At 62.9% G+C, this 14,165-nt stretch carries 14 protein-coding genes; 3 read left to right on the plus strand and 11 right to left on the minus strand.

What is annotated here, in order from left to right:
- Nucleotides 1–90 precede the first annotated feature (90 nt).
- From lnt to BUC24_RS08865, 5 genes are all read right to left on the minus strand, one after another.
- The gene (lnt, locus tag BUC24_RS08845; RefSeq protein ID WP_229448106.1) at nucleotides 91–2,517 is read right to left on the minus strand and encodes an apolipoprotein N-acyltransferase; all 2,427 of its coding nucleotides are present in this window, start codon (nucleotides 2,515–2,517) and stop codon (nucleotides 91–93) included.
- Between the two features lie 42 nt (nucleotides 2,518–2,559).
- A complete protein-coding gene (locus tag BUC24_RS08850) occupies nucleotides 2,560–3,198 on the minus strand; it encodes a hypothetical protein (RefSeq protein WP_073213897.1) in 639 nt (212 codons plus the stop codon).
- Between the two features lie 16 nt (nucleotides 3,199–3,214).
- Nucleotides 3,215–4,303 carry a hypothetical protein gene (locus tag BUC24_RS08855; protein ID WP_073213900.1) on the minus strand — a complete coding sequence of 363 codons (1,089 nt, stop codon included), beginning with the start codon at nucleotides 4,301–4,303 and terminating at the stop codon, nucleotides 3,215–3,217.
- Between the two features lie 304 nt (nucleotides 4,304–4,607).
- Entirely contained in the window at nucleotides 4,608–4,784 is a 177-nt protein-coding gene (locus BUC24_RS08860) for a DUF3606 domain-containing protein (protein ID WP_073213904.1), read from the minus strand.
- Between the two features lie 50 nt (nucleotides 4,785–4,834).
- A complete protein-coding gene (locus BUC24_RS08865; protein ID WP_229448108.1) occupies nucleotides 4,835–5,383 on the minus strand; it encodes an ankyrin repeat domain-containing protein in 549 nt (182 codons plus the stop codon).
- 199 nt (nucleotides 5,384–5,582) lie between these two features.
- Between BUC24_RS08865 and BUC24_RS08870 the strand changes: the two genes are divergently transcribed.
- Nucleotides 5,583–8,036, plus strand: a complete 2,454-nt coding sequence (locus BUC24_RS08870) for an EAL domain-containing protein (RefSeq protein ID WP_083598785.1) — start codon at nucleotides 5,583–5,585, stop codon at nucleotides 8,034–8,036.
- Nucleotides 8,037–8,041: 5 nt separating this feature from the next.
- On the opposite strand, the gene BUC24_RS08875 is transcribed toward BUC24_RS08870, so the two are convergent.
- Nucleotides 8,042–8,506: a TlpA family protein disulfide reductase gene (locus BUC24_RS08875; RefSeq protein ID WP_073213912.1), complete on the minus strand. Its 465-nt coding sequence runs from the start codon at nucleotides 8,504–8,506 to the stop codon at nucleotides 8,042–8,044.
- Complete coding sequence (locus BUC24_RS08880) at nucleotides 8,506–9,468, minus strand: transporter (RefSeq protein WP_083598786.1); 963 nt, start codon at nucleotides 9,466–9,468, stop codon at nucleotides 8,506–8,508. The genes BUC24_RS08875 and BUC24_RS08880 overlap by 1 nt, the downstream gene beginning before the upstream one ends.
- A 225-nt stretch (nucleotides 9,469–9,693) precedes the next feature.
- Between BUC24_RS08880 and nirK the strand changes: the two genes are divergently transcribed.
- A complete protein-coding gene (gene nirK / locus BUC24_RS08885; protein WP_083598787.1) occupies nucleotides 9,694–11,103 on the plus strand; it encodes a copper-containing nitrite reductase in 1,410 nt (469 codons plus the stop codon).
- A gap of 63 nt (nucleotides 11,104–11,166) precedes the next feature.
- Nucleotides 11,167–11,847 (plus strand): Crp/Fnr family transcriptional regulator, encoded by a 681-nt coding sequence (locus BUC24_RS08890; RefSeq protein ID WP_073213915.1) that lies wholly within the window; start codon nucleotides 11,167–11,169, stop codon nucleotides 11,845–11,847.
- On the opposite strand, the gene BUC24_RS08895 is transcribed toward BUC24_RS08890, so the two are convergent.
- The 4 genes from BUC24_RS08895 to BUC24_RS08910 are packed head-to-tail and all read right to left on the minus strand — an operon-like array spanning nucleotide 11,835 to nucleotide 14,156.
- Complete coding sequence (locus BUC24_RS08895; protein WP_073213917.1) at nucleotides 11,835–13,106, minus strand: hypothetical protein; 1,272 nt, start codon at nucleotides 13,104–13,106, stop codon at nucleotides 11,835–11,837. The two genes, BUC24_RS08890 and BUC24_RS08895, sit on opposite strands and share 13 nt — an antisense overlap.
- A complete protein-coding gene (locus BUC24_RS08900; protein ID WP_073213921.1) occupies nucleotides 13,106–13,342 on the minus strand; it encodes a DUF2249 domain-containing protein in 237 nt (78 codons plus the stop codon). Before BUC24_RS08900 ends, BUC24_RS08895 begins: the two co-directional genes overlap by 1 nt.
- An 11-nt stretch (nucleotides 13,343–13,353) precedes the next feature.
- Nucleotides 13,354–13,734 carry a SirB2 family protein gene (locus BUC24_RS08905; protein WP_073213923.1) on the minus strand — a complete coding sequence of 127 codons (381 nt, stop codon included), beginning with the start codon at nucleotides 13,732–13,734 and terminating at the stop codon, nucleotides 13,354–13,356.
- A complete protein-coding gene (locus BUC24_RS08910; protein WP_073213925.1) occupies nucleotides 13,731–14,156 on the minus strand; it encodes an RrF2 family transcriptional regulator in 426 nt (141 codons plus the stop codon). The genes BUC24_RS08905 and BUC24_RS08910 overlap by 4 nt, the downstream gene beginning before the upstream one ends.
- Between the last annotated feature and the right edge of the window lie 9 nt (nucleotides 14,157–14,165).

Below are 14,165 nucleotides of genomic sequence, written 5' to 3' on the forward strand. Positions count from 1 at the left end.
AAATTTACTTAATGCAACAAAATGCACATCCCATTTGCGCAAACGTAGCGCAAATGTAAGTGACGGCGTCCGTGCTGCCAAAGAATTAGGCTAGGGCGCGGTCACCGTCACCAACAGCCAGGCGGGCAGGCCGATGAACAGGGCGGCATGACCGGCCCGTTCCAGCGACTGGCGCACGGCGCCGGTGCGGCCAGGCTGCACCAGCGCGGTCGCCAGGGTGCCGGCAGCAATGGCCGCGCGCAGCAAGGCTTCGCTCAGCACCACGCCGATCGTCCATGCCGCCCACCACAATGCAAAAGCGCTCAAATACGCCTTCAGGCCGAAACTGTAATACTCGCCGAACGCGCCGCCATAGGCAATCTGCTGCTGCAGGTGAAATGCTGGAATGGCCAGGGCCAGAGGCAGCAGCACATACTTTGCCAGCGGGTGATCGAGGCGTGAGCGCGGTGTGGCCAGCGCAGCATGGGTATAGGTTTGCATGAGGGCGCGCGACTGGGGTGGGCTTGCCGCCGCGCCTGTCAGCAGCGCGGCCAGCTCTTGCGGCCTGACGCTGGCCAGGCCATAGCGCCAGCGCGCGCCGGACGTCAGCTGCAGCCACAGGCCGGGGCAAGGCAGTGGCAGGCGCCATAGCTGGACGGAGGCAATGTCGGCCAGTGCAAATTCGATCCGCTGCTTGCCGCGCGTGATCACCAGTGTGCCTTGCGCGACAGTGGCCTTGGCCGAAAACAGGTACAGCACGCACCATGCCGCCGCTTCGGGGACCAGGAACAAGGCGCCAAACATGCGCATCTGCGCCAGCGTATTGGTGCGCAAGGCTTCGTCGCGCAGCAGCGTGATGCCGATCCACAGCAGCCCGGCGCGCGCGCAAAGGCGCAAGATGGCCGCGGCCAGGCGCGCTGCCGGCGCCAGCACGGCCACGGTCTGCGCCAGCGCCGGGCCAGGCCGTGCGGGGCGCGCGGCGGGCGCTGTCAGGCGCAGGGCGGCGCGCCAAGACCACAGGCCCAGGGCGACGAGGAACAGGCAGGCCGCGCGCCCGACCCAGTCACCCCAGCGCACCATCAAGGTCGGGGCGGCGGCGTGCACCGGCAAGTCGGCAATGACCAAGGTGCGCTCGCCCATGCGCGAACCGGCCAGGATGGCGCCGGTGGCATCGATGGCGGCGCTGTACCCGTTGTTGGTGACCCTGAACTGAGGCAGCCCGGTTTCGATGCTGCGGAAGGCGGCGACCGTCTGGTGCATGCGCGCGCCCAAAGGTGCGGCGCTGAACCAGGCGTCGTTGGACATGGTCAGGATGACCTGGGCACCGAGGCGGGCACCATCGGCCGCGAGCGTGGGGTCTACGTCGTCGCGGCAGATCAGCGGCAGCACCGGGATTTCGCGGCCATCTGCCAGGCGCAGGGGGAAAACGCGTGCGCCATTCCCGGCGCGCCAGCTGCCAGTCCAGGGCAGCAGGCGCCGCAGCGCGGGGCTGTCCATCCAGGCCGGCACGTACTCGGTCAGGGGGAACAGGCGCGTCTTGCGGTACATGCCGAGCAGGCCGGTGTCGGGCTGGACAAAGGCGGCGGCATTGTATTCGCCAGCGCTGCCGCGATCGTAGGTACCGAAGATGAAGGGCACGCCGGCCGCTTTGACGGTAGCGAGAATGTGCTGGTCGAATTCGGCGCCGCTCTCACTGCGCGGCTGGCCAAAGGTGGTGGGATAGGCCGTTTCGGGCCACATGACTGCATCGGCATGCTGGCGCACGATGGCGTCGTAGCTCATCGCGAAATGGGTGTCGAGTACATCGCGCACCACAGCATAACTGCCTTTTTCCTGGCGCTGGCGGTCGTAGGCCACGATATTGGATTGAATCAGGCCGATGCGCACCGACTTGGCATCGGGCGCCGGCGTACCCGAAAGCGCAAAGGCGCCATACCCGGCCAGCAGGAGCGGCAGCGCCAAACCCATCGCCAGCGGTGCTGCCAGCGCGCGCACGCCGTTGGCGCGGCGCGCAAGAGCCGCCGTGACGGCCTCATTCACGAGCAGCAGCAGCACGCTCAAGCCGGCCGCACCACCCACGGCCGCCCCCTGGCGCAGCAAGCGCGATGGGTGCAGGCCGTAGCCGATGGTGTCGCCAAGCAGTCGGGGAAGCAGCCATTCGGCGCCGACCCATGCTGCTGCCCCGGCCAGCGCGCCAAGCAGCACACCGTGCCGGCGCCGGATCAGGTGGCGCAGCAGCACGAAGGCGAAAAATTGGGGCTGAAACAGCGGCGCGCCAAGCAGCAGCAAGACCACACCGGCAACTTCGCCAATCTGTGCGTACAGACCGAGTGCGCTGCCAAACCAGGCAAATGCGGCAGCGGTGTAAGCGAGCGCCATGGCATAGGCACGCCACAGTGCGGCACCCACGGTCACGCACGCGTCGAGGGTACGCAGCCACGGTACCAGGAATACGAAGCCGAGGAGCCAGGCGGGCCCGCCGCGCACATACAGGCCCGCCATCACTGCACTTGCCAGTACCGCCGCAATGCTTGGCAAGTTCGTTTTCAGTCGACGCAGCATCGCTTCAGCGGCCCCCATTCAGCGGCCCCCATTGGCGGGCGGCGGAATGACGATCTTGCGCAGGGCCAGGCCGGCCGGCGCCAGTTCGGGCGGGACCACGCCGTTGGCGGGCATGGCGATGGGGCGCCCGCTGGCATCGAGCATTTGAAAGCCGGGGGCGAACATCAGAATCGCCTCGATCGGCTGGCCGTCGTCGGTGGCCTGATGGTGGCGCACGTAGCCCTTGGGCAGAACAAAGTCCTCAGGTACCGCCAGGCCCACCAGCGGCGGACTGGTGCCCGGAGGTGAAAAGGCGCCCAGGCCGGAATAGATGCCGCGCTGGTGCAGGCGCTCGATCACCTCGGCCACGCTGGGGTTTTCGCCGCGCGCGACGTAGCTGGACAAGTCCGCAGTAGGATCGGCGTCGCCCTCCGGGTCCGGCGTCGGTGCGCCGCCTGGCACGATGGGCGAGATCGAGGCAGCTTGCACGGGTGCCGGTGGCGCTGCTGCCGCCTGGGCAGTTGGCGCATCCGGCGCCGATGGCGTCCACCAGGTCAGCAGCAAGGTCAGGGCGGCAGCGCCGGCCAGCAGCGCGACGATGAAGCCCAGACCCGAGGGACGCCAGGCGCGGTCAGCATCGCTGGCCGGCGCCTGTCTGGGATCGCGTGGAGCGTCCAAGTGCGCGTCCTTTCAATCAGGGCGTGGCCGGATTGTAGGTCGACACGGCCCAGCCGATGCGCTCATGCCCGTACTGATTCCAGATCGGGTTCTTGCCAGCGCTGATGGTGCTGTAGCGTGGCGCGCCGCTGCCGGTGGTGCCGCCAAACAGGCCGGAACTGAAGGTGCTGCCATTGTAGGTTGGGTGGGTATCGTCCGACTGGATGTAGTCGTAGCTGCTGCTCGACGAGATAAAGTGGGTGTTGGCGTCGCGGATGGTCGAGCGTAGCGTCGTGGTGATGCGGTTCACATAGCTCGCTTCGCTCTCGCCATCGATATAGCGCAGGCCGTCCGAATCGATCTTGCCATCGCCATTGCTGTCATAGTCGCCCCCCATGTACTGGGCGAAGTTGTCGGCGCATTTGAAACCCTTCTGGCGCGCCACATCGCACATCATGAAGTTCATGCGGGCCAGCGCGGGCAAGAATTTGTCCTGCATCTTGACGGTCGCGCCAGTACCAGGGTCCTTGCACGAACTTTGCACGTTGTCGACCGCGTAGCCGGGATAGTGCAGATTGGAGACCACCTTCAGCTTCACGCCGGCATAGGCGTTGGCGTTGATGTAATCCATGGCCGCCGTGACGTAGGTTTTGCAGCTGTTCTCGGCGGCCGTCAGCACATTGTAATTGCAGGTGCCAGTCTGGCTCTTGAAACTGGCGCGCGCCTGCAAACCATCATTGCCGCACATCTCGAAGGTGACGACACGGGTATTGCTAGCTTGCATGTAGGAACGTTCAGCCACGATCTTGTTGTTGTACACGTCAGAAGCGATGGCACCGGACTTGGTGCGGCGCACGCTTTCCACGTCGCTGCCCCATTGGGCCGAAAGATACTCCGCATTGACGGTGGGGGCCGCATATTTGGCTGCACTGGTGACGGAACCGTTGTAGCCGGCGTAGATCGAATCACCGTAGGCGACCGTGCGGTATTTGGTGCTGGTGCCGGCGCGGTCGATGGTCCACGAGGCATTCTGGTTGATGGTGCTGGCGTTCGCCTGGGGAATCAGGACGGCAAGTGCAATGACAGGTAACAGGGCGTGCAAGGAACGACGAAAGCGTGTGCTCATGTAGTGTCTCCTTATTGTTGGCATTTATGTCAATACATTGTTTTCCAATAAATAAAGCTTGGAAGACAAATGTAGGGCAATTTGGCGGAGACGTGCCAATCGAACATGCAAAACGCATGGAAAACGATAAATAAACTTTATTTGTTGTATGCATGCAGCTTGCTTGGCGACAAGGGCTACGAGACAAAACAGGGATGGCGCAGCGATGGGCGCCACGGGCGTGGAAGGGGGAGGGCAAGCCCGCGCGCGTGGTGCAAATCGCACGCGCGCGGTTGTTTGAGGGAGGGGCGAACTCCCCTTGAAACTAGTTGCTCATTGCCGCGCGTACGGCTGCCGGGTTGTTGCCGACCTTGCTGACCAGGCGCTGCAGTTCTTCTTCGCTGATGCCCAGCGCCTTTGTCCAGTAAGCCACCTCGTGTTTCTCTGTCAGGCTAATCCGGTTTCGGTCCTGTGCACCGCGATTGTTCAAGTCGTCTGCCATGATGGTCTCCTTAAAGTGAGTCCCTATTTTCTGCAGCACGGTTGTACAGTTCAGTGCGCCATCTCACCGTGCACGCCACTTGCTTTCGCGCTTGGCTGTTCGCGGTGGAACAGGCGCTCCTGCAATTGCTTGAGCGTGTCACTCGCGCCCATCGAGGCCGCCAGGCTCAGGGCGGTCATCCCGCGGCTGTCGGTCGCATCAATGCGGGCGCCCCGCGCAAGCAGCAGATCAACGATGGCGGTGCGGTTGAACATGGCGGCCATCATCAAGGGCGTCTTGCCATCCGGACTGCTACCTTCCACGGCGGCGCCGTGTTCAAGGAGGAGGGTGGCAATGTCCAGATACCCCTTGTAGGCCACGCCGGCCAGTGGGGTCTGACCCTGGTCGTTTGCGACGTTAGGATCGGCACCAGCCGCCAGCAAAATGCGCGCGGTGTCGGCGTGGCCGTGATAGGCCGCGAGCATGATCAGACTGTCGCCTTTTTCGTTACGAAAATTTACCGGCAAGCCTTTGCCAATCAAGCCCTCCAGTGACGCCGTTTCGCCCGCGCGGACCAGGGCGAATACGCCACGGATGAAGTCCAGTGTTTCCTGATCCATTTGTCGTGCCTCTGTCATTGCCTGTGTCCTTTTCCGTTACGTGAGAATGTCATCGCGAGCATAGGCGTCTTTTGCCGTATGGCTCTGTACGCAAACACACGCTGTGGCGACGGGGCATCACTGTTTTGTGCGGCCCTTGCAGGGCGTGGAGGCTGGGCGCAAAATTAGTATTCAGCGTATTAAGTGAGGTGCCGCGACAATGTCCGACAGGGGAATGGCGCGCGTCGCGCCAAAGCGCGATCCCGCCTGGTCGACCATGGATATGTTGAACGACCAGATCGCTGTGATCGATGCGACCGGTACAATCATCAGCGTTAACGCGGCCTGGGAAAAGTTTGCCCGCGACAATGGCGGCGATGCGCGGCGGGTCTGCGCCGGTGCCAATTACCTCTCGGTATGTGAACATGCGGCCCAGCAAGGTGATGCCGATGCGCTGCGTGCCTTGCGCGCGCTGCGCGAGGTGCTCGCTGGCGAAAGTCAGAGCGCCACCATGGAATACGCCTGCGATGCCCCGCACGAAGAGCGCTGGTTCCGGCTGCGCTTCATGCGCTCCCCCATGGCGGGGCAGGCACGCTTTGTCGCTGTGCATGAACAGGTGGTGGCGCCACTGATCGCGGAGCGCCAGATCCGTTTGCAGCGCCACTTGCTGGCATCGGTCGAGCAGGCGGTCATTGCCACCAATCTTAGTGGGGTGATCGTTTTCTGGAACCCATTTGCCGAAAAAATGTATGGCTGGTCGGCCGCTGAAGTGTTGGGGCGCAATATCGTCGAGGTCTTGCCAGCGGAATCGGCGCGCCAGCATACGAGCCAGATCATGGCGCGCCTGAACCGCGGCGAAAGCTGGATTGGCGAATACGAAGTGCGTCACCGCAACGGCCGCACGATGCAAGTCCATGTGACGGACTCGCCGTTGCGAAATGAACGCAATCAAATGATCGGCGTAATCGGCGTGTCGACCGACATTACCGAGAAGAAGCGCATCGAAAAGGCCCTGCGCCTGTCGGGCATGGTCTACAAGGCCATTGGCGAAGCCATCATGGTGTTCGACATGCAGGGGCGCGTGGAAGCCATCAACCCTGCATTCACCGCACTGACCGGCTATGCCGAAGCCGACATCGTGGGACGCAATGTGGATCTGCTCAAGTGCGACGCGGCGGCGGGTCTGGTCCCGTTCGAGGGCCAGCCTGTCCTGTCCAAGACCGGGCACTGGGCCGGCTCGGTCAGGGCGCGGCGCAAGAGTGGTGAACAAGTGCTGGAATGGCTGCGGATTGATACCATTTACGACGAGAGTGGGTGCGAAAAACTACGGATAGGCATGTTTTCGCCTGTAACCGACCAGAAACGCGCAAAGGAAACAATCTGGCGTCAGGCCAACTTCGATACCCTGACCGGGCTGCCCAACCGAAGCATGTTCCGCGACCGGCTGGAACACGAATCCCACAAGGCCGCGCGCAGCGGGGCCAGGCTGGCCCTGATGTTCATTGACCTCGACCAGTTCAAGGAGGTCAACGACACGCTCGGTCACGACACTGGCGACATTTTGCTCCAGCAGGCCGCCGAGCGCCTGAGCGCCTGCGTGCGCGCAGTCGATACGGTGGCGCGCATCGGTGGCGATGAATTCACCGTCATCCTGGGTGAACTGGACGGTGCGACCATTGTCGAGCGGGTCGCCAGCCAGATTGTACGGGCGATGGCGCAACCGTTTTATCTGGGAGAGAACAGCGTGTACGTGTCCGCCAGTATCGGCATCACGGTGTTTCCGGACGACGCGCGCGACGTCGACAGCCTGATCAGAAATGCCGACCAGGCCATGTACGCGGCCAAAAACCAGGGGCGCGACCAGTTTCGCTACTTCACCCAGCGCATGCAGCACGAAGCCTTGATGCGCATGCGGCTCTCGAACGATCTGCGCCATGCGCTGTCGAACCAGGAGTTCGAGTTGTTGTACCAGCCGATTGTGGGCCTGGCTACTGGCGCCATTCACAAAGCGGAGGCGCTGCTACGCTGGCGCCATCCAGTGCGGGGCAATGTCAGTCCGGTGGAGTTCATCCCCGTGGCCGAGCAAACGGGCATGATCGTACCGATTGGCGACTGGGTGTTTCAGCGTGCAACCGAGCAGGCTGCCGTCTGGCGCGAGCGCATTGATCCGCAGTTTCAAATCAGCGTCAATTTGTCGCCGGCCCAGCTGCGCCACGTGGGCAATGGGGGCCATCGCTTGCCTGCATGGCAGCCGCCAGTCAGTGCGGGCGCATCGGCCTGCGCCATCCTCGAAATCACCGAAAACATTCTGCTGGAGTCGAACAAGGCCATCATGGCGCAATTGCAGAGCATGCGCGAGGCGGGTGTGCAGCTGGCCATTGACGATTTCGGCACCGGCTATTCGGCGCTGTCGTATCTGCGCAAATTTCATATCGACTATTTGAAGATTGACCGCAGCTTTGTCACCCGCCTTGCTGCCAACTCAGACGATCTGAGCATGTGCGAAGCGATCATCGCCATGGCACACAAGCTTGATATCAAGGTGATTGCAGAAGGCATCGAACGGGCCGAGCAGCGCGATTTGCTGACCCAGGCCGGGTGCGACTACGGACAGGGCTTTCTGTTTGCCGGCCCGTTGCCGGCCGCCTCGCTGTGCGGCATGCTGGGGCGCTGACGTTGTCAACGCGCCGGTACAGGCGGCAAGCGGCTTTCCAGTTCGGCCCGTGTAACCTGGCCCAGCTTGGTCAACACCAGCGTACCGGCGGCATTGAACAGCAGGGTGGTCGGATAGGCCTTGACCTTGAATTCGGCCAGCGTAGCCGGGTTGCCTGCAATGATCGGATAAGTCACATGCAGGACCTGGGCATAGCGCTGGATGCGGGGCAGGTTGTCGCCGTCGGCGGCCAGACCGAGCACCACCAGATCGCCGCGTGCGTGAGACAAGGCTTCCAGCTCCGGCATCTCCTTGATGCAAGGGGCGCACCAGGTGGCCCACACATTCAACACGATCCACTTTCCCTTGTGCCGTTCCAGCGTATGGCGCTGGCCCTGCACATCGGTCAGGTGGAAGGCAGCTGCCGGCGCGCAGGTAAACGCTGCCAGCACGGCAAGCGTCGCGACAGCCCGGGCAGGCAGCGTGCCCATTACAGTTGCCCGGACAGGCCGATTACCAGCGCGCGGTCGGCGCTGAGCTGGATGCCAGTTACATGACGGTGCACGGGTACTTGGTAAAACGCGTACAGCTGCTTGTTGCCGGGTAGCGCAACGCTCAGGCCGGGACTGGCGTACAGGTAGCGGCCACCGCTGCTGTCTGGCTCGCCTTCGCTGCCACGGTCGGCGCGCTTGTAGACATAGTTCAGTTGCCCCAGCAAGCCGACGGTGGCGCTGATTCCCTTGCGTACTCCCACATCCAGGCCGAGCTGGGCGCCTGGACGGTAATTCTCACGCGTGTTCAAGGCATGCTGGAATTGCCCCTGGGCAAACCAGGAAAGGTCGCTGTCGACCAGCTTGCGGTGATAGTAGCCGCCCAGGATCAAATCAGTGGTGCCGGTGCCGGGCTGCATGCTGCGTTCGCCCACAGCGCCTTTTCCGTTGGCAAGATCAAATTTACCCGTGGGCAGCTTCAAACCGAAGGTGATGCCCGCATTGGCTGGCCGCAGCGGATCGTCCATGGTCAGCAGCTGATAGCGCCCTGTCACACGGACGTCGCCCAGTTCGGTGAAAGACCAGCTGTCAAAGATTTGGGCGCCGTGGTGATTGTGAATGTGCTCATGTTCGCGTTTGCCAATCGCGCCGCTCACTTCCAGGCCGAAGCCGTTGCCGAAGCTGTGGCTGTAGCGCACAACAGCGTTGCGATTCATGGTGCTTACTTCGTCATGGTGGGCCTTGATCTCGCCCACCGCCAGCTTGCGCGATCCGGTCATGGGCTGATCCTGCTTGATGCTCTCAAAGCGCAGATCGAATGCGTCGTTTGCTTCTGCCAGTGCGCTCTCGGCGGTCCAGTTGCTGTTGACGGCGCAAAAGGCGGCGCCGCAGCTGGCGCTGGCGAGGGATGGCAAGCATGCGGCGAGGGCGGCAGCGATCAGAGTGGGGACGATTTTTTTCATAGTGGTTTACCTTCGGTTGGCGGGATTGCCGGGTTGGAGAAATCATATATCTCCGATGCATGTTTTACATTTGATGTAAATCAAATTTTCCCAAGTGCATCAAATAACGCTGCCATCTGTCGAATATTTGATGTGAATCAATTTTTTAACATGCATTGCGAATATATGATTTGATCAAGGTCAACAGGTGCAGTTCCGCACCAGACATAACTAGGTGAGAAAAACATGAAAAAGACAATCATTTCGCAGGCCGTCTTTGCCCTCGTACTTGGCGCCGCCAGCCTGGCGCCGGCGCTGGCGCAGCACGCTGGCCACGGCCAGGCTGGTGGCAGCTCGGCAGTGCAGTACCGCCCGGACGTGACGTTCACGCTGCGCACCGATATCGCCGACGGCAAGCTGGTGTTCATCAGCGAAACCGGTGCCAACAAGGGCACCGCGAACCCGACATTGAACGTGCCGGAAGGCGCTGTCGTACAGATCAACCTGGTCAACGGCGATGGCGCCACCCACGATGTGACCGTGCCCGACTTTAACGCCAGATCAAATCAGATCAATGACAAGGGCGCCAGTACCTCGATCGTGTTCAAGGCGGACAAAAAGGGAGAATTTACCTATATCTGCAGCCTGCCCGGGCATGTTGCCGCAGGCATGATCGGCAAGATTATCGTCGGAGGCGCGGTGGCTGCGCCGGTGGCAAAAGGGGCCGACATTTCACGCAATCCGCTCGATGTTGGTACGCCGGTGGGCGCGCGCGGTCCTAAAAAACTCAAGGTGAGCCTCGAGACGACCGAGATCGTGGGCCAGCTTGCCGACGGCACCACCTACCGCTACTGGACCTTCAACAACAAGGTGCCGGGTCCGTTCTTGCGTGTGCGCGTGGGTGACACGGTGGAAGTCGATATGAGCAATGCCAAAGATAGCCATATGATCCACTCGGTCGACTTCCACGCGGTGACCGGTCCTGGCGGCGGCGCTGCCGTGACCCAGGCCGCCCCTGGCAGCACCAAGAGCTTCACGTTCAAGGCACTGAACCCCGGTCTGTACGTGTACCACTGCGCCACCCCGATGGTGGCCCAGCACATCTCGAACGGCATGTACGGCATGATTCTGGTCGAACCGGAAGGTGGCTTACCGAAGGTGGACCGCGAGTTTTACGTGATGCAGGGCGAGTTGTACACCGCGCAGCGCCATGGCACGCCGGGCGAAGCCGAGTTCTCGCTCGAGAAGCTGCTCAATGAACAGCCGGAGCATCTGATGTTCAACGGGACCCACAACGCCCTGACCAAAACACACCGCATGGAAGCGAAAGTGGGCGAGTCCGTGCGCATCTTCTTCGGCGTGGGCGGACCGAACCTGACCTCGAGCTTCCACGTGATCGGCGAAGTGTTTGACCGCGTGTATTCGCAGGCCGATCTGACCTCGCTGCCGGCCAAGAACGTGCAGACCACCACCGTGGCACCGGGCGGCGCGACCATGGTCGAGTTCAAGGTGGAAGTGCCCGGCCGTTACATCCTGGTCGACCATGCTCTGTCGCGCATGGAGAAGGGCCTGGCCGGTTTCCTGTACGTGACCGGCAAGGAAAACCCGGACATCTTCCGCACCGCCAGCACGCCGGACGCGAGCTCGGGGCACTGATTGCCGCCAGCTTCCCCAAGACCCGCTGCATGCGGGTCTTTTTTGCATTTTGAAAGGCGCCTTATGCTTCCATCAAAAATAGACCGGCGCGAGTTCCTCAAGCGCTTGCCCCTGTTTGCCGACTTCAGTCCCGAGGAGCTGGCCGGACTGGCGGCGCGCACCCAGGAGCTGCACGTCGCGCGTGGCATGCCCATATTTCATCGGGGCGACCCCTGCCGCGGCTTTCATATCGTCATTTACGGCCAGGTCAAGCTGGGGTTTCTGTCGGCCCAGGGCGACGAAAAGATCATTGAAATCATCGGGCCGGGCTTCAGTTTTGGCGAAGCGCTCATGTTCATGGAAAAGCCCTACATTGTCGGCGCCACGGCCCTGGCGGACACCATGCTGCTGCATATCGCCAAAGAGGCCGTGTTTGATGAACTCGAGCGTCAGCCCGCTTTTGCGCGCCGCATGCTGGCCGGGATGAGCCGGCGCCTGCATGGCCTGATCAAGGACGTCGAATCGTATTCGCTGCGCTCGGGCAGCCAGCGCATCGTCGGCTATCTGCTCAAGGATGAACCGGAAGGCGATGGCGCGCTCGTCACGCTCACCGTCAGCAAGAAATCATTGGCCTCGCGCCTGAATCTGACGCCCGAATATTTTTCGCGCGTGCTGCACGACCTGGTTGAACTGAAGATGATCAGCGTGCAAGGTCGGCAGATCACCATTCTCGATATCGAACGCTTGCGCGTCTATGAGGGCTGAAGCGCCCGCTGGATCGCGCGGCAGCGCAGGGTGGCGCGCAGCAGCCCGGTGGCCAGCAGCGCACTGGCTGCCGCCAGCAGCAAGGCGGCCGGGCGCGCGAACAGCGCCGGCAGCCATACCCCTGCCAGCAGCGCCCCCAGCGCGGCGCAATGGCACCAGAACTGGCGCCGCGCACTGTCATCGGCCAGGACGTCGCGCAGCGCCGGCACCGTCCCCTTGCGCGCACGCGCGTCCTGCTGCAGGTGGTACCAGAGCAGGAAGGGCACGATCTTGTAGAGCATCCCGTTGACCACGCCCATGGCAAAGCCAGCCAGGAACACGATTGCCGTGGCCAGCGTCAGGCGATCGCTGGATGGGAGCTGGACTAGCAGGGCGCTCAGCGCCAGGCTGAGCAGGGCCAGACGCCAGTACAGCGTGGAGGCGTCGGCCTTTTTTCGCTGCGGCCTCGCCAGCAGCCAGGCCGTGCACGCGGCAAACCCGGTCAGCAGTAAAGTCAGCGCCGCGCTGGCCCAGCCGGTCTGCGCGGGCATCAGTACGCGCAGGGCGCTCCAGGCCAGCAGCGCCAGGCCCAGCGCCAGGGTGCCCCAGCGCGTCACCAGGACCGGATACAGGCGTGTGGACTGGAACATGGGGACCACCTGAAAGGCCACGCACAGCACCAGCATCAGCACCCAGCCCAGCATTCCCCACAGTGCGTGCAGGTCGACCAGCAGCATCAGCGGCAGGACCAGCCAGCCGCCAAAGCCACTGGCCAGCAGGCACCCAAGGGCCAGCGTCAGGACCAGCGCGGCGACGGCCATGCGCATGCCGCGCACCATGGGCATGGCCGCCGGCGCGGCTGGCCGCTGCAGCGCGCGCGCCAGGCAATGCAGCAAGGGCGCGAAGCCCACCACCAGTGCGGCTGCTGCCGGCACAAACAGCGCGGCAAGGTTGCGCCCGAGGGCAAGTGACAGCAAGATGGTACCCAGCGACAACGCGCTCCAGGCAAGTGCGGCGGCGCTGCGGCTCAGGACCGCGGCGGTGCCGGTGACAACGGGAATGAGCTGCAGCATTGAGCCGGCCATGGCCATGGACAGATAGCCAAGTGTGAGCAAATGGGTGATTGCCAGTGTGGGCGTGGCCCAGCGCGACACCAGAGCGCTCTCGCCTGTCCACAACAGCACCAGCGCCGCCAGCAGCGCAAACCAGGGTGCAGTGAGCAGGAAGACCAGCGGCAGCTGCGGGGCGGGCGAGAGTGCGTATGCCAGCTTGCGCTGCATTAGCGCTCCTCGATCACGATCTGGTACAGGCCGGCCTCGGGCTGGGTGCTCTGGTAGCGGTAGTTGTTGCGCTCGAGGATGCGAAACAGGGGATGCGGCTCGCGCTCGATCAACAGCCGTACTTTTTGCCGCGTTTGCAGCGCAGCCAGAGCGTCAAGCACACGTTCCATCGGCTCGGGCGGAAACAGGCCGCGCAGGTCGAGGAACACTTCAGGCGGTTCGGGCAGGGTGGACATGACGGTTCCAGTCAAAGGAAGAAAAGTGGATTCTTGGTGACGGCAGTGGCGCCGATGTAGCCAAAGCACGCCAGTGCGGCAAAAAATGCGCTGCCGCGCTGCAGGCGGGTGCGACCGTATTTCAGGGCGACCGAACCAAGCAGGATGTAGGCGATGAGGGCAATGACTTTGGCGCCCAGCCAGGGGCTGGTCCAGGGCAGTTGCCCGCTCCACCATGCCAGGCCGATGGCGCTGGCCAGCAGAAGCGAGTCGATCATGTGCGGCAAGCTGCGCACCCAGGCGCGCTCCAGCATGGGCGAGGCGGCCAGCATCCACAGGCCGCGCAGCAGGAACAGGCTGCCGCTGAGGGCAGCAAGGGACATGTGTACGTGCTTGAGAAGTAGGTAGTTCATGTGATCGGCAGCGTCAGTCTGGCACAGGGGGTGAGTAGGGTCGATAATGGGACCTGGTCGAGTTTGGCAAGGTAGGCCTCGGTTGCATCCAGCAGCAGACCCTTGAGCTTGCAGCGCCCGGCCAGCGTGCAGGTGTTGTCCTGCGCGAAGCATTCAACCATTTGAAAGTCCGGTTCCGTCATGCGGATCACGGCGCCGAGCATGATCTGTTCGGGCGGGCGGGCCAGGCGGATCCCGCCAGCGCGTCCGCGCAAGTTCGACAGCACGCCCAGCTGGCCCAGCTGATGCACGATCTTGGTCAGGTGATTGTGGGAGATGCCGTGCGCCTGCGAGATCTCGCGGCTGGTAATGATTTCGCCCGGGTGCGCGCCCAGGTGCATCAGCACGCGCAAGGCATAATCGGTGTAGTCGGTCAGGCGCATGGCGGTTTC

It is taken from the genome of Massilia sp. CF038, assembly GCF_900129765.1.
Lineage (GTDB): Bacteria > Pseudomonadota > Gammaproteobacteria > Burkholderiales > Burkholderiaceae_D > Telluria_A.